This is a genomic window from Pandoraea aquatica (genome assembly GCF_902459565.1).
GTDB lineage: Bacteria > Pseudomonadota > Gammaproteobacteria > Burkholderiales > Burkholderiaceae > Pandoraea > Pandoraea aquatica.
On sequence record NZ_CABPSN010000002.1, the window covers coordinates 565,751 to 592,147 of the forward strand.

Annotated in this window: 25 protein-coding genes; 21 read left to right on the forward strand and 4 right to left on the reverse strand. The window is 62.7% G+C overall.

Features of this window, described 5'->3' with window-relative positions; translation table 11 throughout:
* The first annotated feature begins 21 nt into the window (after positions 1-21).
* From PAQ31011_RS08085 to PAQ31011_RS08140, 12 genes are all read left to right on the forward strand, one after another.
* Complete coding sequence (locus PAQ31011_RS08085; protein ID WP_150575328.1) at positions 22-354, forward strand: DUF2917 domain-containing protein; 333 nt, start codon at positions 22-24, stop codon at positions 352-354.
* A 205-nt stretch (positions 355-559) separates the two neighbouring features.
* Positions 560-1,495, forward strand: coding sequence for a DMT family transporter (locus PAQ31011_RS08090; protein ID WP_150575329.1), 936 nt, complete (start codon positions 560-562; stop codon positions 1,493-1,495).
* Between the two features lie 109 nt (positions 1,496-1,604).
* Positions 1,605-2,318 (forward strand): lipoyl(octanoyl) transferase LipB, encoded by a 714-nt coding sequence (gene lipB, locus PAQ31011_RS08095; RefSeq protein WP_150575330.1) that lies wholly within the window; start codon positions 1,605-1,607, stop codon positions 2,316-2,318.
* A gap of 24 nt (positions 2,319-2,342) precedes the next feature.
* On the forward strand, positions 2,343-3,350 hold the full coding sequence (gene lipA / locus PAQ31011_RS08100) for a lipoyl synthase (protein WP_039402093.1): 1,008 nt from the start codon (positions 2,343-2,345) through the stop codon (positions 3,348-3,350).
* 455 nt (positions 3,351-3,805) lie between these two features.
* Positions 3,806-4,699, forward strand: a complete 894-nt coding sequence (locus PAQ31011_RS08105) for an N-formylglutamate amidohydrolase (protein WP_150575331.1) — start codon at positions 3,806-3,808, stop codon at positions 4,697-4,699.
* A gap of 1 nt (position 4,700) precedes the next feature.
* Complete coding sequence (locus PAQ31011_RS08110; protein WP_046290609.1) at positions 4,701-5,480, forward strand: IclR family transcriptional regulator; 780 nt, start codon at positions 4,701-4,703, stop codon at positions 5,478-5,480.
* 408 nt (positions 5,481-5,888) lie between these two features.
* Complete coding sequence (locus tag PAQ31011_RS08115) at positions 5,889-6,857, forward strand: ABC transporter substrate-binding protein (RefSeq protein WP_150575332.1); 969 nt, start codon at positions 5,889-5,891, stop codon at positions 6,855-6,857.
* Between the two features lie 14 nt (positions 6,858-6,871).
* Positions 6,872-7,708, forward strand: a complete 837-nt coding sequence (locus tag PAQ31011_RS08120; RefSeq protein WP_217424847.1) for an ABC transporter permease — start codon at positions 6,872-6,874, stop codon at positions 7,706-7,708.
* Between the two features lie 13 nt (positions 7,709-7,721).
* A complete protein-coding gene (locus PAQ31011_RS08125) occupies positions 7,722-8,516 on the forward strand; it encodes an ABC transporter ATP-binding protein (protein WP_095178512.1) in 795 nt (264 codons plus the stop codon).
* Positions 8,517-8,560: 44 nt separating this feature from the next.
* Positions 8,561-9,847 (forward strand): dicarboxylate/amino acid:cation symporter, encoded by a 1,287-nt coding sequence (locus tag PAQ31011_RS08130; RefSeq protein WP_150575333.1) that lies wholly within the window; start codon positions 8,561-8,563, stop codon positions 9,845-9,847.
* A gap of 190 nt (positions 9,848-10,037) precedes the next feature.
* Complete coding sequence (locus tag PAQ31011_RS08135) at positions 10,038-12,056, forward strand: sensor histidine kinase (protein WP_150575334.1); 2,019 nt, start codon at positions 10,038-10,040, stop codon at positions 12,054-12,056.
* On the forward strand, positions 12,056-13,405 hold the full coding sequence (locus tag PAQ31011_RS08140; protein WP_150575813.1) for a sigma-54-dependent transcriptional regulator: 1,350 nt from the start codon (positions 12,056-12,058) through the stop codon (positions 13,403-13,405). Before PAQ31011_RS08135 ends, PAQ31011_RS08140 begins: the two co-directional genes overlap by 1 nt.
* A gap of 129 nt (positions 13,406-13,534) precedes the next feature.
* On the opposite strand, the gene PAQ31011_RS08145 is transcribed toward PAQ31011_RS08140, so the two are convergent.
* Both PAQ31011_RS08145 and PAQ31011_RS26720 read right to left on the reverse strand, forming a co-directional pair.
* Positions 13,535-14,059: a TlpA disulfide reductase family protein gene (locus PAQ31011_RS08145; protein ID WP_039395336.1), complete on the reverse strand. Its 525-nt coding sequence runs from the start codon at positions 14,057-14,059 to the stop codon at positions 13,535-13,537.
* Between the two features lie 97 nt (positions 14,060-14,156).
* On the reverse strand, positions 14,157-14,798 hold the full coding sequence (locus tag PAQ31011_RS26720; protein ID WP_246179442.1) for a thioredoxin domain-containing protein: 642 nt from the start codon (positions 14,796-14,798) through the stop codon (positions 14,157-14,159).
* Positions 14,799-15,003: 205 nt separating this feature from the next.
* On the opposite strand from PAQ31011_RS26720, the gene PAQ31011_RS08155 reads away from it, so the two are divergent.
* A complete protein-coding gene (locus PAQ31011_RS08155; RefSeq protein WP_150575335.1) occupies positions 15,004-15,543 on the forward strand; it encodes a hypothetical protein in 540 nt (179 codons plus the stop codon).
* Between the two features lie 16 nt (positions 15,544-15,559).
* Here the strand turns inward: PAQ31011_RS08155 and PAQ31011_RS08160 are convergent, their stop codons facing one another.
* On the reverse strand, positions 15,560-17,083 hold the full coding sequence (locus PAQ31011_RS08160) for a YifB family Mg chelatase-like AAA ATPase (RefSeq protein ID WP_150575336.1): 1,524 nt from the start codon (positions 17,081-17,083) through the stop codon (positions 15,560-15,562).
* Positions 17,084-17,369: 286 nt separating this feature from the next.
* Positions 17,370-17,618 carry an accessory factor UbiK family protein gene (locus PAQ31011_RS08165; RefSeq protein ID WP_046290617.1) on the reverse strand — a complete coding sequence of 83 codons (249 nt, stop codon included), beginning with the start codon at positions 17,616-17,618 and terminating at the stop codon, positions 17,370-17,372.
* A gap of 396 nt (positions 17,619-18,014) precedes the next feature.
* On the opposite strand from PAQ31011_RS08165, the gene PAQ31011_RS08170 reads away from it, so the two are divergent.
* The 8 genes from PAQ31011_RS08170 (at position 18,015) to PAQ31011_RS08205 (ending at position 26,243) form a co-directional block, all read left to right on the forward strand.
* Complete coding sequence (locus tag PAQ31011_RS08170) at positions 18,015-18,860, forward strand: TorF family putative porin (RefSeq protein WP_150575337.1); 846 nt, start codon at positions 18,015-18,017, stop codon at positions 18,858-18,860.
* 13 nt (positions 18,861-18,873) lie between these two features.
* Complete coding sequence (locus PAQ31011_RS08175; RefSeq protein WP_010804740.1) at positions 18,874-19,212, forward strand: P-II family nitrogen regulator; 339 nt, start codon at positions 18,874-18,876, stop codon at positions 19,210-19,212.
* Positions 19,213-19,237: 25 nt separating this feature from the next.
* Positions 19,238-20,764: an ammonium transporter gene (amt, locus tag PAQ31011_RS08180; protein ID WP_150575338.1), complete on the forward strand. Its 1,527-nt coding sequence runs from the start codon at positions 19,238-19,240 to the stop codon at positions 20,762-20,764.
* Positions 20,765-21,251: 487 nt separating this feature from the next.
* Positions 21,252-22,541: a glutamate--cysteine ligase gene (gene gshA, locus PAQ31011_RS08185; RefSeq protein WP_150575339.1), complete on the forward strand. Its 1,290-nt coding sequence runs from the start codon at positions 21,252-21,254 to the stop codon at positions 22,539-22,541.
* A gap of 469 nt (positions 22,542-23,010) precedes the next feature.
* Positions 23,011-24,324 (forward strand): helix-turn-helix transcriptional regulator, encoded by a 1,314-nt coding sequence (locus PAQ31011_RS08190; protein WP_150575340.1) that lies wholly within the window; start codon positions 23,011-23,013, stop codon positions 24,322-24,324.
* Between the two features lie 59 nt (positions 24,325-24,383).
* Positions 24,384-25,322 carry a glutathione synthase gene (gene gshB, locus PAQ31011_RS08195; protein WP_150575341.1) on the forward strand — a complete coding sequence of 313 codons (939 nt, stop codon included), beginning with the start codon at positions 24,384-24,386 and terminating at the stop codon, positions 25,320-25,322.
* Positions 25,323-25,556: 234 nt separating this feature from the next.
* Positions 25,557-25,970, forward strand: a complete 414-nt coding sequence (locus PAQ31011_RS08200; protein WP_046290624.1) for a PTS sugar transporter subunit IIA — start codon at positions 25,557-25,559, stop codon at positions 25,968-25,970.
* 3 nt (positions 25,971-25,973) lie between these two features.
* Entirely contained in the window at positions 25,974-26,243 is a 270-nt protein-coding gene (locus tag PAQ31011_RS08205) for an HPr family phosphocarrier protein (protein WP_150575342.1), read from the forward strand.
* The last annotated feature ends 154 nt before the right edge of the window (positions 26,244-26,397 follow it).

The following is a 26,397-nucleotide window of genomic DNA, read 5'->3' on the forward strand; positions in this document are numbered from 1 at the left end:
GCACTGAGTGGGGGTCGTAAAATGCAAAACAATTTGACAAAGGTTCAGTACTTCTACGGTCTTCGCCCGGGCGAAGTGATCACGCTCGATCTGCACCATGAGCATACGCTCGTCGCGCGTGGCTCGTCGGTCTGGGTGACGCGAGCCGGCGATCCGCGCGATTACTGGCTCACGCCGGGTCAGCGTCTGGCTGTCGAGCCGGGCCGCCGTTACTGGGTGTCTGCGGACGAGACGGCCGAGGCCGAACTGGAACGCGAAGTCTCGCGTCGCTTCCCGGTGATGCGCCTGCTTCGCAAGTGGCTGGCCGGACGTCGGGCGGCGCGTGAAGCGAATTCCTGCACCTGCGCTGCCTGATATCGCTGGCAATACGATCGATATGCCGGGCTCCGGCCCGTGAAAACCACGCGCTCGATGGCCATAGTTGCCGCTCGAGCGCGTGTTTCGTTTGGGGCATGGAAGTCTGAACCCCGGTTCTGTTAATCGAATTCACAACAAGACGCGCAATAATCGAGGCGAAATTATCGCGATAACGCGTCGAAACAAGAGAAGTCGTCCCCCGATGAGCCAAGCTTCGCCCCCCGCATCGATGCCGTCCTCCGCCACACCGAACCCGCAAGCCGACGAACGCCTTGGGCGTTTGCTGATGATTGCCGCGATGGTGATCTCCGGCACGATCGGTTACTTCGTGCTGATGTCGGGCCAGCCCGCGCTCAATGTGGTGTTCTTCCGTTGTCTGATCGGGGCGCTCAGCCTGTGCGCCTGGTGTGCGTTTCGCGGTTATTGGCGCGGGTTCCGTATGACGCGATGGCAAGTCGTGAACGTGACGCTTGGGGCCATCACGCTCGTCTCTAACTGGTATTTCCTGTTCACGGCTTACCGATTGACCTCGGTCGGCATTACGACAGTCGTCTATAACGTCCAACCATTCCTGCTCGTGCTTGCCGGCGTGATCGTCACGCGTGAGCGGCCGTCGCTGGCCACGCTGGGCTGTCTTGGTGTGGCGTTCGCCGGGTTGGTGATCCTGGCCGAGCCGGGCGGCGTGCATGGTGCGGGATACCTGGTCGGGGTGGCGAGTGCGCTGGCGGCCGCGTCGCTTTACGCCGCGACGACCCTTTTCACCAAGAAGCTGGCCGGGACGATTCGGCCCGAGATCATTGCGGCGCTGCATATGGTGATCGGCGCGGTGGTTTTCGTCTGGATGGCGGACTTCCACCATTTGCCGTCGGCACCGCGCGAGGTCGGCGCTATCGTCACGCTGGGCCTGTTCCACACGACGTTCATGTATTTGTTGCTCTACGGGGCGTTTCAGAAGGCGTCGACGTCGAGTCTGGCGGTGTTCGGCTTCGTCTATCCCGTGGTGGCCGTGGCGGTAGACTTTCTGGCGTTCGGCATCGTACTGCACCCGACGCAGTGGCTGGGCGGCGTGATGATTCTGCTCGCAGCCGGGTGGTATGCCCGGGGGCTGGGCGCGGCACCCGCCCGAAAGTCGGCCTGAACGCAGGGATCCGACGGCGGCGACCGTTGCGGCCGGGCAACATTGGGCGCTGGGCCTTGCCAGACGTGGTTTCGAGCAAGACCGGCGGGGTTTCGCTAAAATTGCGTCCATGACCTCCCCGATCGAAGTTTGCTGGCGCGGCATAGAAGACTACGCCACCTCGTTCGACGCCATGCGCGCGTACAGCGACGCGCGTGGCTCGGACGGCCCCGACCAGCTCTGGATCGTCCAGCATCCGCCCGTCTACACGCTCGGACTCGCCGGCGATCCCGCTCACCTGCTCGTTGCCAACACCGGTATTCCGCTCGTCAAAGTCGACCGCGGCGGCCAGATCACGTATCACGGCCCCGGTCAGGTGGTGATCTATCTGCTCGTGGACCTGCGCCGCCGCAAGCTCGGCGTGCGCGAAATGGTGCGTCTGATCGAGCAGGCGGTGATCGACACCCTTGGAGCGTATAATCTCGACGTTGAGCGCCATGCCGGCGCGCCGGGTATCTATGTGAGCCCAGGCGACGGCAATGTGGCGCATGCCGGCGCGAAGATCGCTGCGCTCGGGTTGAAAATCCGCAACGGATGCAGTTATCACGGCGTATCGCTGAACGTCGCGATGGACCTGCGCCCGTTCGACTGGATCAATCCGTGCGGTTACGCCGGTTTGCAAACCGTAGACATGGCCACGCTAGGCGTGGCTCCCCGCTGGGACGAAGTGGCCGCGCGACTGGCGCAGCAACTCGGTCATCACCTCGAACAGCACCCCGCGACGACAGTTGCCGCGCCGCACGCCGATACGAATTCGGCCGCCAGCGCAGACGCCGCCGCCTGATTGGACGCCTGGAAAGCCCCCATCATGACCACCGTGACTCAGAACGACAGCACGAACAAAGAAGTTCGCACGATCGACGGCGATTACGACGCCACCGCCAAGCAGAAGTCGCAAGCCAAAACCGCGCGCATTCCGATCAAGATCGTGCCGATCGAGCGCCTGAAGAAGCCGGACTGGATTCGCGTGAAGGCGGCCACTCACACCTCCCGTTTCTACGAGATCAAGCAGATCCTGCGCGAGCACAATCTGCACACGGTCTGTGAAGAGGCGAGCTGCCCGAACATCGGCGAGTGCTTCGGCAAGGGCACGGCCACGTTCATGATCATGGGCGACAAGTGCACGCGCCGTTGCCCGTTCTGCGACGTCGGTCATGGCCGCCCGGACCCGCTGGATGTCGACGAACCGCTGAACCTCGCGAAGACCATCGCTGCGATGCGTCTGAAGTACGTCGTGATCACCAGCGTGGACCGCGACGACCTGCGCGATGGTGGTGCCCAGCACTTCGTCGATTGCATCCGCCACGTGCGTGAGCTGTCGCCGTCGACCCGCATCGAAATCCTGACGCCGGACTTCCGTGCGCGTCTCGATCGCGCGCTGGGCATTCTCAATGCCGCACCGCCCGATGTGATGAACCACAACCTTGAAACGGTGCCGCGTCTGTACAAGGAAGCGCGCCCCGGTTCGGACTACCAGCACTCGCTCACGCTCCTCAAGGAGTTCAAGGCGCAGCATCCGGACGTGTCGACGAAGTCGGGTCTGATGGTCGGTCTGGGCGAGACGGACGAAGAAATTCTTCAGGTGATGCGCGACATGCGTGCGCACAACGTCGACATGCTCACGATCGGTCAGTACCTGCAACCGTCGGAGCACCACCTGCCGGTGCGCCGTTACGTGACGCCCGACACGTTCAAGATGTTCGAGGAAGAAGCGTACAAGATGGGCTTCACCCACGCGGCTGTAGGCGCGATGGTGCGTTCGAGCTATCACGCCGATGTACAGGCGCATGAAGCGGGTGTGGCCGACGCCATCTGAGCGGCATCCCCCCGGGCAACTGCCCGGAAAAAGCTTTACGAAAGCGGATCGTCGAAAGACGGTCCGTTTTTTTCGTCCGTGCCGTCCGCACGCTCGGCCACCGAGCGAGCCGATGGCCACCGCCAAGCGTTAGCCGGACGCCCGTACTGGATTACGGGACGTCACAAGTCGCGCCCGGTTTAATAGCCGATACGCGCCGCACCTTCCATCGGATGCCGACTAACGCGTCCGAATGTCTACGATACGCACCGCCATTTGCGGCGATCGTCGCCGAACGGTCAGCGTTACCCCCGCCCGGCAGCTTCATCTCCCTCGAAATATGTTGTAACAACCGTCACCTTGTGGCGCTGGGTGGGTTGTTCCAGAATATTGAAACTTTGTTTTGCTTGGCAAAACACTGCGCGCGTCATGGTTATTAGGCGAGCGGATGTTCCGGATGCACGCCAGGAGGCAGCATGTCCCGTCAGGTCACTGAGGGCCGATTTTTCGTTGAAGCACCGCAAGGTGGCCAAGGTGACGTTAAGCGCCACGGGGCACACTTGCCTCTGGTGATCGACGCGCCTCACAGCGGCCATGTATTCCCGCCGGACTTCGACACCATCGCCCCGACCGCCGCGATCCTCGCTTGCGGCGACGCCTATGTCGACGAGCTTTGGTCTGTCGCCACGCATCACGGCGCGACGCTCGTGGCTGCGCTTTTCCCGCGCGCCTATATCGACCCGAACCGCGCCGAGCACGACATCGACCCCGAATTACTGGCGAGCCTGTGGCCGCACGATGCGCGTCCGCAACACTATAGCGAACGTGGTGTCGGCCTGTTGCACCGGTTTGCCGCCCCTAACGTACCGCTCTACGACCGCCGTTTGACGGTGGCCGAAGTCGAGCGACGCATACACGACTACTACCTGCCGTACCGCCATGCGTTGCGCGATGCACTCGATGCGGCGTGGCAGCGTCAAGGCGTGGTCTGGCATCTCGACTGCCATTCGATGCGCTCGCGCGGCGGGGCGCTCGATCCCGACGCGGGCATGGCGCGCCCCGATGTCCTGGTGAGCGACGGAGACGGCACCACCGCGGACCCCGCGTTTTCACGCTGGGTGATGGCCGAATTCACGCGTCTCGGATTTCGCACGGCCTACAACGTGCCCTATCGAGGTGGGGATCTGGTGCGTCACTTCGGACGTCCCGCCGAGCGGCGTCACAGCGTGCAGATCGAACTGAATCAGGCGCTTTATCTGAATGAATCTAGTGGCGAAAAGCATGACGGCTTTTCGACGCTGCAATCGCAACTTGGCCAATTTGCGGCGGCGCTTGCCGCCTATGCCGAACAACATAGCGAGGAAGTTTGAGATGGACTACACAGTCGCTTCGGTCGACACGGCGCTTTCGCTGCTGTCGCTGGTCGGGGAGTGCCCCGGCCTGGGTGTGACGGAACTGGCGCAGCGCGCCGGCCTGAACAAGTCGCGGGCGTTTCGTCTGCTGGCCACGCTCGAACAGCATCGCTGGGTGGTTCGCGAGGGCAGCCCGGTGACGTACGTGCTGGGTGCGCAGGCACTGGTGCTCGGCGTCGCTGGCCATGAACAGGTCAATCTTGTGAAGGTCGCCCATCGTCACCTTCAGGCGCTCAACCGCGCGCTCAACGAGAACATCCAGTTGCGCGTGCGCGACGGTCTCGAATCGCTGTGCGTCGCCCGCGTGGAATCGACGCACGAACTGCGCGTACATGGCGTAGTCGGTAACCGTCGCCCGCTGTACGTCGGCGCGTCGGGCCGCGTGCTGCTGGCCTTCGCGTCGGACGATGTCCGTGCGCAAGTGCTCGGACGTCCGCGCAAGCGCTTCACGGCGGGCACGTTGATCGAGCGCGACGAACTTGCGGCCGAGCTGCTGAATGTGCGCCGTCAGGATTGCGCCGTGAGCTTTGGCGAACTCGCGCCGGAAGCTGTCTCGGTCGCGGTGCCGGTGCGCGACGCATCGGGCGAAGTCATCGCCTCGTTGTCGGCCTCGGGTCCGTCGTCGCGCATGACGCGCGCGTTGCTGCCCGATATCTCGTCGCGTCTGTCGGCCTGTGCCGCAGAGATTTCGGCCGCACTGGGCTATCACACGCCGGTCCCGGAAGCACTGTCTGCCTAAGTGCGCTGAGCGTAGCCGGTAGGAGGGGCAACCGGTGACGTTGCCCCCCCTAGCGGAATCCGAACCTCCCATCGAAGGCCCTGCCGCCACCGGCAGGTGCTTTCAAGGGAGGTTTTGTTTATTTCAACGGTCCGTTGTGACGCATCGAGCCGCGTGCGCACCTAGCTATATCGCGTGAAATCTCCCAATTTCACCGGATTTTCTGGAAATCCAGAAACAATCTGTGCTTGCTTTCCGGTTTTCCGTATAAGTGAGCATCGGGTTTTCCACAACTTCCCACAATAAAATCAACAACTTGTATTGATGGCATAAGACTTGCTTTCTAACGCGCGTGCTGCCGCAGTTTCCGAATTCCCGTTGGAAATCCGGAAACCCAGAGCAAGCCGTTCTAATAAGAGAGGAGACCTTATGTTCAAGCAATGCCTTGCCGCCGCTGCGCTGTGTGCAGTTTCGCTACACGCTTTTGCCGACGATCTGGTGCGTCTGGGGAACCTGAAGTTCGCCCACTACGGCGCTGTGTCGTACATGAAAGTGATTGGACCGAAGTACGGCCTGAAGATCGAGGAACGGATGTTCGCCAAGGGCGTGGACATCATGCCGGCCATCGTGGCCGGTCAGATCGACGTGTCGGCAAGCGCGCTTGACGCCGCTATCGCAGGTCGCGCTCAGGGCGCACCGATTTACGCGGTGGCCGGTTTTGCCAAGGGCGGCGTGCGTCTCGTGGCGAAGAAGGGACTGCCGGTCACCAAGGTGGCCGACCTCAAGGGCAAGAAGGTGGGTGTGGCCCGTGGCGGTGCGCAGGAAATGATTCTGTACGCAGAACTGGCGAAGGCCGGTCTGACGTGGTCGGATCAGCCGGGCAAGGACGTGCAGATCATGTTCATGGCCTTCGCCGATCTGAATCAGGCACTGGCCGCCGGCAGCATCGACGCGATGTGCCAGTCGGAGCCGCAAGCCTCGCAAGCCATCAACAAGGGCTTCGGCGTGGAAATGCTCAAGCCGTACGACACGCCCATCGGCGAGCCGGTGCGTGCGCTCGTGATCACCGAGAAGCTCTATAAAGAAAAGCCGGACGTGGCCCAACGTCTGATGTATGCGTTCGTCGAAGCGACCGATTACTTCATCAAGAACCCGAAGGCGGCCGAGAAGTACGTTCGCGAGGACATGTTCAAGAACCAGATCACGGAGCAGGACTTCACGGACGCCATCGGCAACTCGCCGTATAGCTACGACCTGAGCCTCTCGCACGTGCAACTCACGACCGACCTGATGAAGAAGTACGGCGTGGGCAAGTTGCAGGATCCGGTGCCGCAGGCGGGAGACTGGGTCAAGCTCGACCTGCTCGCCAAGGCGAAAACCAAGCTGAACATCAAGTAAGGCGAGGCGAACGGATGTCCGCAGTGCTCCCCCATTCGGGTGCTTCACGCGCCGCGCGCATGATGCGCGGCGTGCTGATTCCGGTCGCGGTTGTGGTGATCTGGCAGATCGTCACCGGCCTCGGCTGGATCAACCCGATTATTCTCCCGTCGCCGCTCGCCGTCGTGACCAAGTGGTGGCAATACCTCAAACCGACCGTGGCGATGGCCGAGGGCTTCGGTGCGTGGCTCGAATCGAGCGAATTGCTCATGGATGCCACGCATAGCCTTTACCGCGTGATCATGGGCTTCATCGTGGGCGCAGGCATTGCGCTGCCGCTCGGTCTGCTCATGGGCACGAGTACGCGTGTCTACGGCCTGTTCAACCCGCTGGTGCAGGTGGTGCGTCCGATTCCCCCGATCGCGTACATTCCGCTCGCCATTCTCTGGTTCGGTCTGGGCAATCCCCCCGCGTTCTTCCTGATCGCGCTGGGCGCGTTTTTCCCTGTGCTGATGAACACGATCGCCGGTGTGCGTCACGTCGACGGCATCTATCTGCGTGCCGCGCGCAACCTCGGCGCGGGTCAGCTCACGATCTTCCGCCGCGTGATTTTGCCGGCGGCGACGCCCTACATCCTGTCGGGCGTGCGCATCGGTATCGGCACGGCGTTTATCGTCGTGATCGTGGCCGAGATGATCGCGGTGAACAACGGTCTGGGTTATCGCATTCTGGAAGCGCGCGAGTACATGTGGTCGGACAAGATCATCGCCGGGATGCTGACCATCGGTCTGCTCGGTCTGGTGATCGACCTCGGCATGGATCGTCTCAACAACCACCTGCTCAAGTGGCACCGTGGTCTGGAAACGAAGTGAGGAGACGACCGACATGCTGATTCAAATCGATCACGTCAACAAACAGTTCCCGATTCCCGGCGGCGTCGTCGACGCGCTCAAGGACATCGACCTGAACATCAACGCGGGTGAGTTCGTCTGCCTGCTCGGCCCGTCGGGTTGCGGCAAGTCGACGCTGCTCAACGCGCTCGCCGGCTTCGTGCAACCGACTTCGGGTGCGATTCGCATCGACGGTCGTGCCGACGCTGCTGCCGAACCGGGCCCGGATCGCGGCATGGTGTTCCAGGAGTACGCACTGTTCCCCTGGATGACCGTGGCGCAGAACGTGGCGTTCGGTCTCGAAATCAAGGGCATGAAGCGCGCCGAGATCAACGAGCGCGTGAACCTGCTGCTCGGCAAGCTCAATCTGCGCGAGTTTCGCGACCGCTATCCGCGCGATCTCTCGGGCGGTATGCGTCAGCGCGTGGCGATTGCCCGCGTGCTCGCGCTCGACAGTCCGATCATGCTCATGGACGAGCCGTTCGGTGCGCTCGACGCCCTCACGCGTCGCACGTTGCAGGACGAGCTGCTGCGCATTTGGGAGGAATTCAGGAAGACGATCATTTTCGTCACACACAGTATCGAGGAGTCGATCTATCTGGCCGACCGGGTCGTCGTCATGACGTACCGGCCGGGCACGGTCAAGCGGGACGTGGTCATCGAACTACCCCGTCCGCGCGACACGGCAGGCAGCGAATTCAATGAATTGAAGAAGGAGCTGGCCCAGATGGTGATGGAGGAGCAAATGCGCTTTGCGCAAAGCGAGATTCGCGGCGTCACCGCGGATTAATAAGAAGGGCGGTGGCTTGCCCCGCCGCCTGAAGAGGAAACAACATGCAAACCCAGACCAAAAAACCCTTTTACCGCATCCTGTACGTGCAGGTGCTGTTTGCCATTGTCGTCGGCATTCTGCTCGGGCACTTCCGGCCCGATCTGGCCGTCGAGATGAAACCGCTTGGTGACGCGTTCATCAAGCTCATCAAGATGATCATCGGTCCGGTGATCTTCTGTACGGTCGTGACCGGTATTGCCGGCATGGAAGACATGAAGAAGGTCGGTCGCGTGGGCGGTAAGGCGCTGATCTACTTCGAAGTCGTCTCGACGCTCGCGCTCGTGATCGGTCTCGTTGCCACGCACGTGCTCAAGCCGGGCGCTGGCTTCAACGTCGACATCAGCACGCTCGATCCGAAGGCCATCGCCGGCTACGCCGCGAAGGCTGCACACGGCGACACGTTCACCGACTTCCTGCTGCACCTGATTCCGAACACGATCACTGACGCGTTCGCCAAGGGTGAAATCCTTCAGATTCTCGTGATCGCTATCCTGTTCGGCGCTGCGCTGGGCATGATCGGTGAGCGTGGTCGCGTGGTGACGGGCTGGATCGACAGCGTGTCGGGCGTGCTCTTCCGCGTCGTGCACATCATCACCAAGGTCGCTCCGCTGGGCGCTTTCGGTGCGATGGCCTTCACCATCGGCAAGTACGGTATCGCTTCGCTGGTGCCGCTCGCCAAGCTGATGGGTACGTTCTACCTGACGTCGTTCCTGTTCGTGATCGTCGTGTTGGGTCTGATCGCCAAGTTCACCGGCTTCTCGATCTTCCGCTTCCTCGCGTACATCAAGGAAGAGCTGCTGATCGTGCTGGGTACGAGCTCGTCGGAAGCCGCGCTGCCGCACCTGATGGAAAAGATGGAAAAGGCCGGTTGCTCGAAGTCGGTGGTGGGTCTCGTGATCCCGACCGGTTACTCGTTCAACCTCGACGGCACGAACATCTACATGACGATGGCCGTGCTGTTCATCGCACAAGCGACGAACATCGACCTGACCTGGGGCCAACAGCTCACGCTGCTCGCCGTGGCGATGCTGACGTCGAAGGGCGCTTCGGGCGTGACCGGCGCAGGCTTCATCACGCTGGCGGCAACGCTGGCCGTGATCCCGACGATCCCGGTCGCAGGGATGGTGCTGATTCTCGGTATCGACCGCTTCATGAGCGAATGCCGTGCACTGACGAACATCTGCGGCAACGGTGTCGCGACGATCGTCGTGTCGGCCTGGGAAAAGGAACTGGACCGCAAGAAGCTGAACGACGCCATGTCGGGCAAGCAAGGTCCGGAGCTGGCCTAAGGGCTGGCGGCAGGGGCGAGCGGTGTTGCGCGTGACGTGTCTCGCGCGATACTGTCGACCGCTTAGCGGAGTCCCTGCCAACCTGCATCAACCGTACGTTCGCCACCGGGCGGCGCGGCACAGGCACAATAGCGCCTGAGCTTCGCCGCCCGGTGGTCCTTCAGCACCTCACGCAACACCCTGTGCCCCAATGGCCACCCCGCACGACAACACGATCCGCGCCCGCCACGCCCACGGCAGTCACGCACCTCAAGGTGCCGCTGCGCCCGTGAGCCATAAGGACGGTAAGGACGCAGTGGGCCATCGGCGCGACGAAGTCCCCATCGATCTCGAGAGGACTGTCCCGATGCGCCGTTGGTCATGGATCGTCGTCATGTTGCTGGCGAGTGTCCTGTTTTGCTGGTTGACGTACTCCCTGAGCTGGCAGCGGGGTGTGGCCGACCTGCGCGTGAACGCCGGCGCGCGTGTCGAGCGTTACGCAGGCAGCCTGCGCAGCACCGTCGACCGCTACGAATTTCTTCCGTATCTGCTCTCGCTGCATCCGTACGTGCACGACCTGTTGCTCAATCCGAAAGACAAGGCAGTCGTGCAGCGGGCCAACGATTATCTGTTCGACGTCAATCAACGCGCCAAGGCATCGGCAGCGTATGTGATCGACGCCAATGGTCTGGCACTCGCCGCGAGCAACTGGCGCGAGAAGGCCACGTTCGTCGGACAGGAGTATCGCTTCCGTCCGTATTTCATCGACGCCATCAAAGGCGCATTCGGCCGTTTCTACGGCGTGGGGACCACGTCCGGCGAGCCGGGGTATTTCGTCTCTCAGCCGATTCTCGTCGACGGCCAGATCCACGGCGTGGTCGTGGTAAAGCTGAATCTGGAGTGGTTTCAGCGCGCGGGGGCGGATGCCTCCGAACCCGTTGTCGTGGCCGACGACCATGGCGTGATCTTCCTGTCGTCCGAGCCGCGCTGGCAGTATCGTTCGCTCACGCCGCTCGCGCCTGACGTGAAGGCGGCGCTCGACAGCACGCGTCAGTATTACAACCAGAACGTCACGCCGCTCGCGTGGAGCGAGGACGAACGACTCGACACCGACGGCGAGGTCGTGACGGTGCATGACGGAAGGGGCGCGGGCAAGAACCGGCGCTTTCTCGCCGTGCAGCGCAAGTTGGGCGAGCCGGACTGGACGCTCATGTACTTCGCGCCGCTCGATCAGGTGATCGCCAACGCACGGATTGCGGCCGTGGCCGCGGCGTGTCTGGCGGCGTTCACTTGTTTGCTGGGGGTGGCGTGGAATCAGCGGCGTCAGCGCGTGCGCGACATGCTCAAGAGCCGTGAACTGTTGCAGTCCGCCTATGCCGAACTGGGCGAGCGTGTGGCCGAACGCACGGCCGATCTGCAATCCGCCAACGAGCGTTTGCAGACGGAAGTGCAGGAGCGCTCGCGCACCGAACACGAATTGCGCGAGGCGCAGAGCGAACTCGTGCAGGCATCGAAACTCGTGGCGCTGGGGCAGATGGCTGCCGGCATCACGCATGAACTTAACCAGCCGCTCTCGGCGCTGCGCAGTTTCTCGGACAACACGCGCGTGCTGATCGAGCGCCGGGAGTACGACGCCGCGCAGGAGAACCTCGAAGCCATTGCGTCGCTCACCGACCGCATGGGCAAGATCACCGGGCAGTTGCGCCTCTTTGCGGGGCGCGCGCGACGTGGCGATATGGAAGCCTCGGTGCAGCGCGCGCTGGACAATACGTTGATGCTGCTGCGCGGGCGTCTGGCCGGTATTCACGTGACGACCACGTTCGCGCGTGGCCTGGACGATGTGCAGGTCGCGTGCGAGGGCTTGCGTCTCGAACAGGTGTTGATCAATCTGGTGGGTAACGCCATCGACGCGGTGGTGGGGGTGGCTAACCCGCAAGCCTCACCGTCCTCACCGTCGATATGGATCGATGTGGACGCGGACGACCTGTGGGCGCGCATTTACGTGCGCGACAACGGGCCGGGCATTTCGGAGGCACATATGCCGCGTCTGTTCGAGCCGTTTTTCAGTACCAAGGAGGGCGGTCAGGGCATGGGGCTCGGACTCGCAATTTCGTCATCCATCGCACAAGAGAACGGCGGCCAGTTGGTCGCCCGCAACGTTCCGGGCGGTGGGGCTGAATTTCTCGTGACGCTGCGCCGCGTGCAACGCACCGGCGCGACAATCGCATGATGTACAAGAACCTCCAGATCCTATTTGTCGAAGACGACGAACTCGTGCGGCGTGCCACGCTGCAAAGCCTGCAACTCGCCGGGCTCGATGCCTTTGGGCTCGCCTCGGCCGAGGCGGCGCGCGAGCGCATCACGCCGGACTTCGCCGGTATTGTCGTGTCGGACATTCGTCTGATCGGCATGAGCGGGCTCGAATTGCTCACGCATCTGCGTCAGCACGCGCCGGAAGTGCCGGTCATTCTCGTCACCGGTCATGGCGATATTTCGATGGCGGTGCAAGCCATTCGCGACGGTGCGTACGACTTCATCGAGAAGCCCTTTGCGCCGGACCGTTTGATCGAGTCGGCCAAGCGCGCGCTGGAAACGCGCAAGCTGATGCTGGAGAACCAGGCGCTGCGCCGTGAGCTGGCGGAGCAGGGCGGACGCGCCTCGCGCATCATCGGACGCAGCCCGTCGATGGAGACGCTGCGCACGCTCATCGCTAACGTCGCCATGACGGATGCCCCGGTGCTCATCAACGGCGACACCGGCACTGGCAAGGAGCTGGTCGCACGCAGTTTGCACGAGTTGTCGCGTCGCCGCGATGCGCCGTTCGTCGCACTGAACTGCGGGGCGCTGCCCGAGGCGATCTTCGAGAGCGAGATGTTCGGCCATGAGGTCGGTGCGTTTACCGGTGCGGCGAAGCGTCGTATCGGCAAGCTTGAGCATGCGTCGGGCGGCACGCTGTTTCTCGACGAGATCGAGAGCATGCCCGCCGCGTTGCAGGTGAAGCTGCTGCGCGTGTTGCAGGACGGCGTGCTGGAGCGCCTCGGTTCGAACCAGTCGATTCGCGTGGACTGCCGCGTGGTGGCGGCTGCCAAGGGCGATATGGAAGCGCTCGTGCGTGAGGGGACGTTCCGTCGCGATCTCTACTATCGTCTAAATGTGGTGACGCTTGCGCTGCCGCCGTTGCGCGAGCGTCGCGAGGACATCCTGCCGCTGTTCGAACACTTCATGCTCGATGCGGCGGTGCGTTACGGACGCCCTGCGCCGGTGGTGTCGGACCGGATGCGTCAGGAGTTGTTGCAGTCGGACTGGCCGGGCAACGTGCGCGAGTTGCGCAACGCGGCCGACCGTCTCGTGCTGGGTGTGGCGAGTGCGCCAGAAGGCGAGTCGCTCGCGCCCCTGCCGCTCAAGGAGCAGGTGGAACGGTTCGAGCGCGCCGTGCTTCAGGAAGCGTTGGAGCACAGCAAGGGCAACGTGGCGGCGACGGCTGAGGCGTTACATGTGCCGAAAGCGACGCTGTACGAAAAGCTCAAACGCTATGGCCTGCATACGCGCGGGCACGGCGAGGGTGGCGACGGGCGGTGATGGGTGCAGACGGTTGCACGGTGGTGGGTGCATTCGTACGGCATTCGCACGGCATTCGTGCGCTGGTGTGGTCCGGAAAACAAAAAGCGCCCTGCGGGGCGCTTTTTTGTTGGCAACTGGTGGCGAGCGTCAGGCTTGCTTCGCCAGTGCCGTCTCGATCAGCTTGTTGAGTTCCGCGTACTCCGGCTCGCCGACGTATTGCTTGAGCACCTTGCCGTTGCGATCCACGACGAACGTCGTCGGCGTGAGCTGGACGTTACCGTATTGCTTGGCGACGCTGCCGTCGGAGTCCATTGCGACCTTGAACGGCAACTGACGCGACTGCGCGTAGTTCATCACGTACATCGGCGGGTCGTAGCTCATGGCCACTGCGACGAACTCCAGCCCCTGGCCTTTGTACTTCTCATACGTCTTCACCATCGTCGGCATTTCCTTCATGCACGTGACGCAGCTCGTCGCCCAGAAGTTGACCAGATAAACCTTGCCTTTGAGTTGTTCGGTGCCGAGCTTCTGACCCGAGAGCAGCGTGAACGTCGCTTCGGGCGCGCGCTTCTGACCGGCGAACGTGAAGTACGCGGCAATCGCCACTGCGGCGATAACCACGACGGCGAGGATCTTGCCGAGGGGAGACTTGCGGGAGGTCGTAGCGCTCATGACACAGCCGTGTGGGTAATGGAGTTCGGTGGGGGGCAGAGATCCGTCGTTTTGACGTCGATCCGCCCTTGATTTGCCAACGATTCTACTCTGAATCTCAGCGCGTCGTGGTGCCGCTGCCCGGGGGCAGACGGGCGCGTCCGCGGGCGATAGCGTCGTCGAGATACGCGCCGTAGAAGTCTGGCAGACCTGCGCCGATCAACGGGTCTGCGACCGGGTGTCCGCTGGTATCGAGGAACAAAACCGTCGGCGACACCTTGACGCCATGGGCACGCGCCCACGCAACGCCGGTGGTCGTCGTGCCGTCGAAATCGCGCACGGGCGTTGTGCTGTCCATGCCGATTTCGCGCACTTCGTATTTGCCGCTGCGTACGAGCGGGGCCAACTCGCGCTGACGGATCGGGCCGCAGTAGACGCAATCGCGCAGCGACACGAGTACGATCAGCGGCGCATCGAGTGCGGCTGCACGACGTGCGTGCGCCGCGAAATCGGTCGCGAGCGGCACGGCCGCCTGCTGTTTAGCGGCGGTCCTGCTATCGAGCGGTTTTGCCGCAACCCCCTCATGCGGATAGGTGACGCCGGTTGCCTGCGCGAGAACGAGCGTCGAGGCGGCGGAAGTCGGGTGTGTAACCGACTGGCCGAAGCTGTCGTCGGCGCCCTGTGTGGCTGGTGAGGCCAGAACTGCAATCGGCATCATGATCGGCAGCGTGATCACTGCGCTGGCGATCAGTGACTTCAATGTTCGCGCACGTCCCATCGCCTGCTGCGACAAAGCAGGGGCTGCCGGGGCCGCCGGGGCAGCTCTGGCCGTTGAGGTAAGGGATGTTTTCGCGCGGATGGATGTCATGCCGCCGATGATACCGGGAACCGCGCCACACCGTTTTGCCTGCCGCGCCGCATGGCGGATAATGGCGGCTTCCCTTTCTTCAACCGCTCTGACGTCTATGAACCGCGTTGTCCGTGTCTGCGCTCTGCTTGCCGCGACCATCGTGATGGCCGCGTGCTCCCCTCGCTACGATTGGCGTGAGGTCCACGACAAGGATGGCGCGTATGCCGTGACCTATCCCGCCAAGCCCACGCAAGACGAACGCGAGGTGAAGTTCGCCTCCGGGCCGTTGCCGATGCGCATGCAGGCCGCCCGTGTCGACGCTGCGCTCTTTGCCGTGGGTGTGGTCACGCTGCCCAGCGATGACGCTTCGCTGCGCCAGACCGTTGTCGACGAGCTGCGTCACGGTCTGCTCGCCAACGTGAGCGAGAGCCAGGCGACGCCCTCGCAAGTGATGGTGCGTCAGGCTGGCGACGCGCCGTCCCTTCCCGGCATGGCGGTCTCCGCACAAGGCATGGCGAGCGACAAAGCCGAACGGTACGTCTCGGCCCGCTTCGTCGGACGCGGCAATCACGTCTATCAGGTCGTTGTCATGGCGACGAAGGCCCCCGGCAAGGAACAAGTCGACCAGTTTCTGGATTCGTTCACGCTGGAGTGACCGAAAGCACTCACAGTTAGTCCGGCGCTTCGCGGTACTGCACCGCCTCGGCCACATGATGTGACTCGATCGCATCGCACCCCGCGAGATCCGCCACCGTTCGGGCGACGCGTAGCACGCGATGGTAGGTACGCGCTGACCAATGGTGTTGCGTCACCGCCCGGAGCAGCACATCTTGTGCTTCAGGGCGCAACGGGCATTGTTCATCCAGGGCTCGGTTCGACAAACTGCAATTCAACTGCCCCTGACGCGATAGCTGTTGCTCTCGCGCTTGACTCACACGGCAAGCGACAACCTCGCTAGGTTCGCCAGTGGCAGGCATCGAGAACGTTTCCGGACTGAGAGCGGGGACTTCCACATGAAGATCGATGCGATCCAGCAACGGTCCGGAAAGACGATTGCGATACCTCGTTACGGCCTCGCTCGTGCAGCGGCAGCTTCGCGACGGATGACCCAGATCGCCGCAAGGACAAGGATTCATCGCTGCCACCAGTTGGAACGCCGCGGGGAATGTGGCTTGTCCGCCTGCGCGCGAGATTGTCACGTGGCCCAACTCCATCGGTTCTCGGAGTACTTCCAGCACGCGTCGCTGGAACTCGGGTAATTCATCAAGGAAGAGCACACCGCGATGCGACAAGCTGATTTCTCCCGGACGGGGTCCACTCCCGCCGCCGACCAGTGCCGCTGCTGACGCCGTGTGATGCGGTGCGCGAAAAGGGCGACGTCCCCAGTGCCGCATATCGAATCCGTTTGCGCTCAGACTCGCCAACGTTGCAGCTTCCACTGCTTCTGATTTACTCAACGGCGGAAGCAGCCCTGAGAGCCTTGTTGCAAGCATCGACTTCCCCGTCCCAGGTGGACCATAGAACAGGATGTGATGCCCGCCAGCTGCCGCGACTTCGAGGGCACGCTTAGCTTGTTCCTGACCTTTGATATCGAACATGTTGGGCGCGTCCGCGGCGGCGTGGGCGGCTGCGGCGAGTTCGTATGGGACCGACGCGCGCGTTAGTGGCACAGCGACATCCGGCTCGGCGAGATGGGCGCAGACGTCGAGCAATGTACGCGCACCATAAATCGTCGCTTCCTCCACCAGCGCTGCCTCCTGCGCGCTACTCGTGGGTAGCACGAGTGAACGGGGCGACGGCGCGTTGGCCATCGCACTCGCCATTGCAAGTCCGCCACGGACCGGCCGTAACTCCCCTGTCAATGACAACTCTCCGGCGAACTCATGCGTTCGCAGACCCCTTTCCGGTAACTGACCACTTGCGGCAAGAATGCCGAGCGCGATGGGGAGGTCGAAGCATCCAGACGCCTTAGGCAGATCGGCAGGGGCCAGATTGACGGTGATGCGTCGTGCGGGGAATTCGAAATGACTGTTCTGTAAGGCGGAGCGAACCCGCTCACGGCTTTCCTTGACTTCGGTATCCGGTAGGCCAACGAGCGACAACCCGGGTAGCCCATTTGCCAGATGCACCTCGACTGTGACCGGGCGAGCGGCCATTCCTGTGATCGCGCGACTGCTGACAACTGCCAACGACATGACTTCCCCTGTGAGTTCGCAACGCGCACGGCGTGTTGCATCGATGCCGTCGATGGTCGCTGCAGCGCCCCGCAAGGCACAACGCCTTATCGGTGCATAGGAAGGGATGGGGAAGGGTTTTCAGATCGGCGATGCCGTCTCACCGGACGAATCTGTGAGGCGGCTAAGAAGATTCCGATTGTCAATCAGGAATCCGGGAGGAACGAAGAAGCACGCGTCTCGTGCCGGGAGACAGTTGTTGAACCTCCAAAAGTACAAGGGGCGCTTTCGCGCCCCCTTCGGATCGTCAGTCTTGCGCTTCGCTGCGCTGGCCTTCCAGCTCGGCCACGCGCTTTTCCAGCGCTTCGAGCTTTTCGCGCGTGCGGGCGAGCACTTGCGCCTGCACGTCGAATTCCTCGCGCGTCACCAGATCGAGTTTGGTGAAACCCTGACCCAGCAGGCTTTTGACGTTGCGCTCGATATCCTTGGCGGGCGATTGCTTGAGCATCTCGCTCACCTTGGCTTGCATGTCTTGCAGGATCTCGTTCGGTTTCATAAGCCTTCCTCTCGTCGTTTCTTTGCACCGATGTGGTGCCTGCACCGTCAACGTGCTTCGTCGTGCTGGCCAGACCGGTGCAACGTGGTGCATTCCGGCACGGCCCCTCAATGTTGGCGCAACTCTAACACCGTTTTTTGCGCCCAGCCACCCAAGCGGCCCGGCCAGCGGCAGTCGCCTGCGCTTTTGACTCGAATTACCGCGCTTTGTTATGCCTGGTCTGTCGTTTGCACGCCTCACATCCCCCGGAATTTTGCCAATTTTTTATCCCGAAATTCGTATCTTGCGCGTCGCAGCATACGCGGTCGAAGGACCTGGCACGGGAGTTGCTCTACCCAGTTCAGAACCTGCCGCACGCTGTACTAAGACGTGAAACGTCAACTTAAGGGGAAAGTGATGAGAAAAGTGTCAACTGCGATGGCTGGCTTTGTGTTCCTTGGTGCAATGGCGGCATCTGCCGGCGCATTTGCGCAAGCGGCCGCTGAGGGCGCCGCACCGGCAGCAGCACCCGCAGCACCGCCGGCCGACGCAGCTGCGGCTGCCGCCGAACCGCTGACGATTACCGCCAACGTCGGGCTGTTCTCGGATTACCGCTTCCGCGGCATTTCGCAAACGGCCAAGCGCCCGGCAATTCAGGGTGGTTTCGATATTGCACACGAGTCCGGCCTGTACGCCGGCGTGTGGGCGTCGAACATCAGCTGGATTTCGGATGGCAATTCCGCCGTTAGCGCACCCATCGAGATGGATTTCTACGGTGGATGGAAGAAGGAAATCATCCCCGACTGGACGGTCGATTTCGGTGGTCTGCAGTACTACTACCCGGGCACTTATCCGTCCGGCCAGTTCTATGCGCGTCCGCATACGTTTGAGTTGTATGCCGCCGTGGGCTGGAAAACCATCACGCTGAAGTATTCGCACTCGATGACCCGTCTGTTCGGGCTCACGAGCCCTGACGGTCAGGACACGACCAACAGCGGCTATCTCGATCTGACGGGCACCTACGACATCGGCTTCTGGGGTCTCTCGGCCGTGGGACACGTGGGTCATCAGTGGGTGCACAACTTCAGCGCCGCAAGCTACACCGACTGGAAGATCGGCCTGACGAAGGATCTGGGCAAGAACTTCAGCGTGTCGGTCTCCTACGTCGATACGAACGCCGACGAGAAGTACTACACCGCCGCGAATTCCGGCAAAGTGCTTTCCAAGGCGACGGTCGTCGTAGGGTTGTCGAAGACATTCTAAGGAGCGACTCATCATGAAGCTGATTACCGCAATTGTGAAACCCTTCAAGCTCGACGAGGTGCGTGAAGCCCTCTCGAACATCGGCGTGGCAGGGATTACGGTGACCGAAGTCAAAGGCTTCGGCCGCCAGAAGGGCCATACCGAACTGTATCGGGGCGCAGAGTACGTCGTCGACTTTCTGCCGAAGGTGAAGATCGAGGCGGTAATCGGCGACGCCTTGCTCGATCAGGCGATCGACGCCATCGAGCAGGCGGCCCGTACCGGCAAGATCGGCGACGGCAAGATTTTCGTGTCCAACGTCGAGCACGTGGTCCGTATCCGTACTGGAGAGACCGGCGAAGACGCGCTGTAAAGGTCCCACATAAGAGACAACAATCATGAAAAAACTACTTGCCAAACTCCTGCTCGCCGCCGCCTTCACGGGTGTCGTGGGCCTCGGCGCCAGCGCCGCGCTCGCTCAGGACGCCTCGGCGCCTGTCGCCGCTTCGCAGTCCGCAGCACCCGCTCCCGCAGCGGCTGCCGCAACGCCGGCGGCCGCGCCTGCACCCGCTGCGCAAGCCGCTGCACCGGCCGCGCCTGCGGCGGCTCCCGTGCCGCCGAACAAGGGCGACACGGCCTGGTTGCTGACCTGCACCGCGTTCGTGATTCTCATGACGCTGCCCGGTCTGGGCCTGTTCTACGGCGGTCTGGTCCGCTCGAAGAACATGCTCTCCGTGCTGATGCAGTGTTTCATCATCTTCTCGCTGGTGGTCGTGCTCTGGGCGATCTACGGCTATAGCATCGCGTTCACCGAAGGCGGGGCGTTCTTCGGTGGCTTCGATCGCTTGTTCCTCAAGGGAATGACGCCAGACTCTGTCGCGGCCACTTTCAGTAAGGGCGTGAATGTGCCGGAGTACGCCTACATGGCGTTCCAGGCTGCGTTCGCCGCGATTACCTGCGCGCTGATCGTCGGTGCGTTCGCCGAGCGCGCCAAGTTCTCGGCCGTGCTGCTGTTCACCGTCATCTGGTTCACGTTCTCGTACCTGCCGATGGCGCATATGGTCTGGTTCTGGGCCGGTCCGGATGCATACATCGATGCGGCGGCGGCTGATGCGGCCAACGCACACGCCGGCTGGCTGTTCCAGAAGGGCGCGCTCGACTACGCTGGCGGCACGGTGGTGCACATCAACGCAGCTATCGCAGGTCTCGTGGGTTCGTACATGGTCGGCAAGCGCGTCGGCTTCGGTAAGGAAGCCTTCAAGCCGCACTCGCTCACGATGACGATGATCGGTGCTTCGCTGCTCTGGTTCGGCTGGTTCGGCTTTAACGCCGGTTCGGGTCTGGAAGCGAACGGCGGTGCTGCACTTGCCTTCGTCAACACGTTGCTCGCGACTGCCGCTGCCACGCTTTCGTGGACGGCCGGTGAGTGGATCGGCAAGGGCAAGCCGTCGATGTTGGGTGGTGCGTCGGGTGCCGTGGCCGGTCTGGTGGCAGTGACGCCGGCCGCTGGCTTCGTCGGTCCGATGGGCTCAATCGTGCTCGGCCTGATCGCCGGTCTGGTGTGCCTGTGGGGCGTGAACGGTCTGAAGCGCCTGCTCAAGGCCGACGACGCGCTCGACGTGTTCGGCGTGCACGGCGTGGGCGGTATGCTCGGCGCGATTCTGACGGGCGTGTTCGCTTCGCCGTCGCTCGGCGGCACGGGCATCTATGACTACGTCGCCAACAAGGTGGCACCGGATTACTCGATTGCGGGCCAGGTCTGGATTCAGTTCCAGGGCGTGCTGACCACGCTCGTGTGGTCGGGGGTCGTCGCCTTCATCGCCTTCAAGATCGCCGACATCGTGCTGGGTCTGCGTGTGCCGGAAGACGAAGAGCGCGAAGGTCTGGACATCACCTCGCACGGCGAATCGGCCTATCACAACTGATTCAGCAACTGATTCGACAACTGAAGCAACGGACTTCGCCTCAACTACATCTGTCTCATCGCACCGTTTAGCCCCGGTTTCCGTCCGGGGAAAGCCCGGGAACGTCAGCAAGTCGGCAAGGACTCGCTGGCATCGGCCAGACGGCCCGTCCCGGGCGACGCGAGAGGAGTTGCCGGAAGCCGGTCGGACAGCCGGCCCCGGCATTGCGCGGGCACCCAGACGGTGCCCGTTTTTTTCGGCGCGGCCGGAAATCGTCCCCGCGCTTGTGATTTTCGGTTTTGCCCCCATGTCTTCTCACCGCGGCATCGCGCCGCGCTCCCCATAAACGTTGTCGACGCGTGCTCGCACGCCGGAAATCGTCGTCTGATGGACGGTGTTCCTGCAACGCTGGCCTCGCGTCCCGGTGCCCCTTCCCGGGGCATGGCGAACGGCGGGGGCGCTGGGCGTATGCTCTACAATCGATATTCCATCTGGATATGAGAGAAGCATGGTTCCGCATCTCGTCACGGCCCTGAAAGGCCCTTTGCTCGACCTGGAAAAGAAGATCCTCGATGCGACGCCCGCCATCGAGCGCTGGTTCCGGCTTGAGTGGCAGGAACATACGCCGCCGTTCTACTGTTCGGTCGACCTGCGAAATGCCGGCTTCAAGCTCGCTCCCGTCGATACCAATCTCTTCCCCGGCGGCTTCAATAATCTGGCACCCGAAGTGCTGCCGCTCGCTGTGCAGGCCGCCATGGCCGCCATCGAGAAGATTTGCCCCGATGCGAAGAACCTGCTGCTGATTCCCGAACGCCATACGCGTAACTCGTTCTATTTGCAGAACATCGCGCGGCTGTCGACGATCATGCGTCACGCCGGGCTGAATGTGCGTCTGGGCAGTGTGTCGGACGACATTACCGAGCCGACGACCATCGAGCTGCCTGACGGACAGCATGTCGTGATCGAGCCGCTGGAGCGCACGCCGCGTCGTCTGGGGCTCAAGAACTTCGATCCCTGCTCGATTCTGCTCAATAACGATTTGTCGGCGGGCATTCCGCCGATTCTCGAAAATCTGCACGAGCAATATCTGCTGCCGCCGCTGCACGCCGGCTGGGCGGTGCGTCGCAAGAGCCAGCACTTTTCGGCCTACGACGATATCGTCAAGAAATTCGCCAAGATGATCGACGTCGATCAATGGATGCTCAATCCGTACTTCGCGAAGTGCGAGGGCGTGGATTTCGACGAAGGTGTCGGCGTGGAGAAGCTTGCCGATACCGTCGATGCGGTGCTCAAGAAGATCAACAAGAAGTATCGCGAGTACGGGATCACCGAGAAGCCGTTCGTCGTGATCAAGGCCGATGCCGGCACCGACGGCATGGGCGTGATGATGGTGCGCGACGCCGCCGAGCTGAAGAACCTGAATCGCCGCGAGCGCACCAAGATGAGCGTGGTGAAGGAAGGGCTCGAAGTGCACGACTTCATCGTGCAGGAAGGCGTCTACACGTTCGAGCGCATCAACGAAGCGGTGGCGGAGCCGGTCGTCTACATGATCGATCGCTACGTGGTGGGCGGCTTCTACCGGGTCCATACCGGGCGCGGCACCGACGAAAACCTCAACGCCCCCGGCATGCATTTCGTGCCGCTCGCGTTCGAACATACGGCGCTGCCGGACGTCCACGCGAAGCCGGGGGCAGCACCGCCCAATCGCTTCTATATGTACGGTGTGGTGGCGCGTCTGGCGCTGCTGGCGGCGTCGGTCGAACTGGAACGCACCGATCCGGATCCCGAAACGTATTGATCGATCCCTGCCGGTGTCGCGCAATGCGACAGGTTGCGCCGCGCGGCGAGTGACAGCTTGCCGCGCGCTATCGGTTTCGGCGGGTTTCGGCGTCGCATTGAGAAGTTTCTGAATTTGGCGTGAGACGACGTCCGTTTGACGGTGGTCTCAGGCGCCTCTCGTCACGAGAAGCGAAAAGAAAAAGACGCCCGGCTGGCCCCCCGACTAGCCGGGCGTCACATTTACCGGTCGCCTCATGCAACGACCGGAAATCGGGGTTTCCCTGGGCGGTTCTCCCCGCAAACTGGCTCCCTGCGCATCCCCTTCACTTCCCGTATCGGTGTACTGTCCCGATCCGTTCCGGTTCGCGTCAGCAATGAAGCGATGATGCGACCGTTTGACGCAACAAACATCCCCCGAATGGGGGATGTCCGTCTGTGTTCAGGTGGAATAGGAAATTTCCCCGGAACGACCTTTGATTGGGAGACGCATGGGAGTGCCGGGGGACTTGCGCGCGTGCCTTCGCCAGCTACATCAATTGCCGGTCCCCACACTCGGCTACCTGCCGCTGTGGCTGGAGACGTTACGCGTAGGGCTCTCGGCCGACAGCGTTGCCGCGCTCTGGTGTCATGCGGCGGACGGTGCGAATTGTGCGAATGGGGCGTGCGATCCGTCCGGTGGCGAGAACGTCACGTGTGGGTACGCGCCGCAAGCGCCGCTATCGGCGTGTGAGCGGTTGGCGTCGTGCGGTTGGTCGATGCGGCCTGCGGCCGAGTTGCGACAGTCGCCGAGTCGTTGGCCGACGCATCTGTCGACTCACTCGCCGAATCCCGGTGGGGTGCTTTACGGGCACGCACGTAAGCGTTCCGGCGCAACGAGGCGATTGTCGCTGCCGAGCCACCTTCACCGTCCGCCGGCGCTTGAGGCCTGTTTGGCGGATGGCGATTTGCTCGATGCCTACCTGCTGCCCGCGAGTCGCATGGCCGACGAACGTCAGCAACCGATGCCTTCCCCCGGGAGCGAGGGGGCCAGTCCGATAGGGCCGCCCCCCCCTCTCGGCGCGTTGCGGCTGCTCGTGTCGCGCAACGCGGCGCGAGAGGCGTTCACCGCGCGGGAAGTTGCGGCGTTCGAGACGGCGGCCGCCGAGTTTGCCAAAGTGCCCGAGCGTCCATATTTCCCACCGCTCGCGTCTGCGGCGAGTGCGATGCTGCCCGCCGCCGATGGGGCGGGGACCCTCTGTGCCGACGTATCGGGCACGCTCGTGTGGCACCGCCGTCAGCCCGAGTGGGCCGACCCCGCCGCGTTGACACTTATGCGCCGCGTCTGGCAGTTGGTGCCGGGGCGCGCATGGCCCGACGCTTGCGTGGTCGTGCAGGCTTGCCAGCGGCTGGCCGACGAGTTGACGCTCCATCCTTGTGGAATGTCCGGCGCGGCCGTCCCGGGGGCGCAAATCAGTACGGCGTTGCCGGTGCCGGGCGGCACGTTACACCTGCACGCCACCCATCTCTGCGGCATGGGCGGGCGCGCCACGGAGCGCGTGCGCATCTCGTTGCATTTGGCTGTGCCGCCCGCCATCCGCCTGTTGCAGCGTTTGTGGGACACGGCGCTCACGCCCGTGCAGCGGGAGATCGCGATGCGCTTGCTGGCGGGCCAATCGCGTACGCAAACGCGCGAAGCCTGCGCGATTGGTGTGCAGACGCTCAAGACACATCTTTCGCTCATGCGGGCACGGCTGGATCCGGTGCGCGACGCGTCGCTGCTCCTCGGACTGCGCAGCGGCAAAACGACGCCTCGGCTAGAATAGACGCCTGTCGCCGCAGCTTGCGGTGTGTGCATCCGAACCCCCAAGACTCCCGCCGATCGATGCAGATTCTCTTTATCGCCGACCCGCTCGACCAGTTCAAGATTTACAAGGACACCACGTTCTCGATGATGCGCGAGGGCGCACGTCGCGGGCACCGCATTTTTGCGTGCGAGCCGCACGAGATGGCATGGCAAGGCGCTACGGTCGATGCGCGCGTGAAAGAAATTCGTCTGACGGGCGACGCCGACGTTTGGTACGAGGTCGTCGACACGCACGTGGCGGCGCTCACCAAGTTCGACGCGGTGATCATGCGCAAGGACCCGCCGTTCGATATGGAGTACATCAACTCCACGTGGCTGCTTGAGATTGCCGAGCGCGCCGGCGCTCGCGTGTTCAACAAGCCGAGCGCGATTCGTGATCATTCCGAAAAGCTGGCGATCGCCGAATTCGGACAGTTCGTCGCACCCACGCTGGTCACGCGCGACCCCGCACGTCTGCGCGCTTTTCACGCGGAACATGCCGACGTCATTTACAAGCCGCTCGACGGCATGGGCGGCACGGGCGTTTTCCGTATCGGTCCGGACGAGCGCAACCTCGGCTCGGTCATCGAAATGCTGGGAGAGAACGGCGCACGCTCGGTCATGGCGCAGCGCTTCATCCCCGATATCAAGCTGGGCGACAAGCGCGTGCTCGTGATCGGCGGCAAAGTCGTGCCGCATTCGCTCGCACGGATTCCGCAAGGCACCGAAGTGCGCGGCAATCTCGCGGCCGGTGGCCTGGGCGAAGCGCGCGACCTGACGGCACGTGACCGTGAGATCGCCGAGACGCTGGCACCGGTGCTCTGGCAACGCGGCCTGCTGCTCGTGGGGCTCGACATCATCGGCAATTACCTCACGGAAGTGAACGTCACGAGCCCGACGTGTTTCCAGGAAATCACCGATCAGACCGGTTTCGACGTGCCGAAGATGTTCATCGACGCACTGGAACTGGCGGTCTGAGACGTCTAAGTCGTGGCAACGCGCGACGACGCGCGGAAATGCCGCGCAGAACTAGCGTGTTTCGGGTCGGCCCTGCGGAGAACCCGCTTGGGACGGCCCCTAACCCGATGAAATTTCAGGGTTAATTCGGGATTTTGGCGCGCCTGCTAAAATAAGAATCCCAAAATCGACAGGTTCGCGTTCGTCGTTGTGTTTGTATCCCGAACACTCTCGGCGCCCGGCGTGCCTAGCATCATGGCTGGAATTCTGATCATTGCCCACGCACCGCTGGCTTCGGCCCTTCGCGAGTGCGTTTCGCACATCTACGGCGGTTGTCCGTCGCGCATCGGCGCGATCGACGTAGTCCCTGACCAGGACACGGCGGCGCTCGTAGACGTCGCAAAAGAACGCCTCGCGCAATTGCGTGAAGAGAACGGCGTGCTGGTCCTCACCGATTTGTTTGGCGCGACGCCGTCGAATGTGGCGGCGCAACTGGTGGGTCCGAAAGTGCGCGTGCTCGCGGGGGTCAACCTGTCGATGCTCATCAAAGCGGTGTGCTACCGCTCGGTGCCGCTCGATACGCTGGCGGAGAAGGTGCTTTCGGGCGGATCTAAAGGTATTCTGGAAGTCGGCGCGGGTGCGCCGGCCACACACACTACGTCACACTGAAACATGCTTCGACAAGAAACGACGATCGTAAATAAATTGGGCTTGCATGCCCGGGCATCCGCAAAGCTGACGCAACTGGCGGCGAAATTTCAGAGTGAGGTCTGGCTGACCCGGAACGGTCGGCGTATCAACGCGAAGAGCATCATGGGCGTCATGATGCTGGCGGCCGGCATCGGCTCGACGGTGGAAGTCGAGACCGAAGGCTCGGATGAGGCTCAGGCCATGCAGGAAATCCTCGACCTCATCGCGAACAAGTTCGGCGAAGGGGAATAAGGCCTTGCGGAAGTGATGTGGCGTCGGCAGGCGCGCCGCATCTTGCAGCACACCGGCATCTTGCAGGCCGTGCTGTCGCCGCACCGCCACTCGCTGTCCCGAGGGCAGTAATACACACAGAATTCGGTCGAATCACCGCCTCTGAACTGGGGAG

Excerpts from the sequence above, each read along its gene's own strand:
- PAQ31011_RS08085 (WP_150575328.1), top strand. The coding sequence starts at position 22 with ATGCAAAACAATTTGACAAAGGTTCAGTACTTCTACGGTCTTCGCCCG.
- PAQ31011_RS08090 (WP_150575329.1), top strand. The coding sequence starts at position 560 with ATGAGCCAAGCTTCGCCCCCCGCATCGATGCCGTCCTCCGCCACACCG.
- lipB (WP_150575330.1), top strand. The coding sequence starts at position 1,605 with ATGACCTCCCCGATCGAAGTTTGCTGGCGCGGCATAGAAGACTACGCC.
- lipA (WP_039402093.1), top strand. The coding sequence starts at position 2,343 with ATGACCACCGTGACTCAGAACGACAGCACGAACAAAGAAGTTCGCACG.
- PAQ31011_RS08105 (WP_150575331.1), top strand. The coding sequence starts at position 3,806 with ATGTCCCGTCAGGTCACTGAGGGCCGATTTTTCGTTGAAGCACCGCAA.
- PAQ31011_RS08110 (WP_046290609.1), top strand. The coding sequence starts at position 4,701 with ATGGACTACACAGTCGCTTCGGTCGACACGGCGCTTTCGCTGCTGTCG.
- PAQ31011_RS08115 (WP_150575332.1), top strand. The coding sequence starts at position 5,889 with ATGTTCAAGCAATGCCTTGCCGCCGCTGCGCTGTGTGCAGTTTCGCTA.
- PAQ31011_RS08120 (WP_217424847.1), top strand. The coding sequence starts at position 6,872 with ATGTCCGCAGTGCTCCCCCATTCGGGTGCTTCACGCGCCGCGCGCATG.
- PAQ31011_RS08125 (WP_095178512.1), top strand. The coding sequence starts at position 7,722 with ATGCTGATTCAAATCGATCACGTCAACAAACAGTTCCCGATTCCCGGC.
- PAQ31011_RS08130 (WP_150575333.1), top strand. The coding sequence starts at position 8,561 with ATGCAAACCCAGACCAAAAAACCCTTTTACCGCATCCTGTACGTGCAG.
- PAQ31011_RS08135 (WP_150575334.1), top strand. The coding sequence starts at position 10,038 with ATGGCCACCCCGCACGACAACACGATCCGCGCCCGCCACGCCCACGGC.
- PAQ31011_RS08140 (WP_150575813.1), top strand. The coding sequence starts at position 12,056 with ATGTACAAGAACCTCCAGATCCTATTTGTCGAAGACGACGAACTCGTG.
- PAQ31011_RS08145 (WP_039395336.1), bottom strand. The coding sequence starts at position 14,059 with ATGAGCGCTACGACCTCCCGCAAGTCTCCCCTCGGCAAGATCCTCGCC.
- PAQ31011_RS08155 (WP_150575335.1), top strand. The coding sequence starts at position 15,004 with ATGAACCGCGTTGTCCGTGTCTGCGCTCTGCTTGCCGCGACCATCGTG.
- PAQ31011_RS08160 (WP_150575336.1), bottom strand. The coding sequence starts at position 17,083 with ATGTCGTTGGCAGTTGTCAGCAGTCGCGCGATCACAGGAATGGCCGCT.
- PAQ31011_RS08165 (WP_046290617.1), bottom strand. The coding sequence starts at position 17,618 with ATGAAACCGAACGAGATCCTGCAAGACATGCAAGCCAAGGTGAGCGAG.
- PAQ31011_RS08170 (WP_150575337.1), top strand. The coding sequence starts at position 18,015 with ATGAGAAAAGTGTCAACTGCGATGGCTGGCTTTGTGTTCCTTGGTGCA.
- PAQ31011_RS08175 (WP_010804740.1), top strand. The coding sequence starts at position 18,874 with ATGAAGCTGATTACCGCAATTGTGAAACCCTTCAAGCTCGACGAGGTG.
- amt (WP_150575338.1), top strand. The coding sequence starts at position 19,238 with ATGAAAAAACTACTTGCCAAACTCCTGCTCGCCGCCGCCTTCACGGGT.
- gshA (WP_150575339.1), top strand. The coding sequence starts at position 21,252 with ATGGTTCCGCATCTCGTCACGGCCCTGAAAGGCCCTTTGCTCGACCTG.
- PAQ31011_RS08190 (WP_150575340.1), top strand. The coding sequence starts at position 23,011 with ATGGGAGTGCCGGGGGACTTGCGCGCGTGCCTTCGCCAGCTACATCAA.
- gshB (WP_150575341.1), top strand. The coding sequence starts at position 24,384 with ATGCAGATTCTCTTTATCGCCGACCCGCTCGACCAGTTCAAGATTTAC.
- PAQ31011_RS08200 (WP_046290624.1), top strand. The coding sequence starts at position 25,557 with ATGGCTGGAATTCTGATCATTGCCCACGCACCGCTGGCTTCGGCCCTT.
- PAQ31011_RS08205 (WP_150575342.1), top strand. The coding sequence starts at position 25,974 with ATGCTTCGACAAGAAACGACGATCGTAAATAAATTGGGCTTGCATGCC.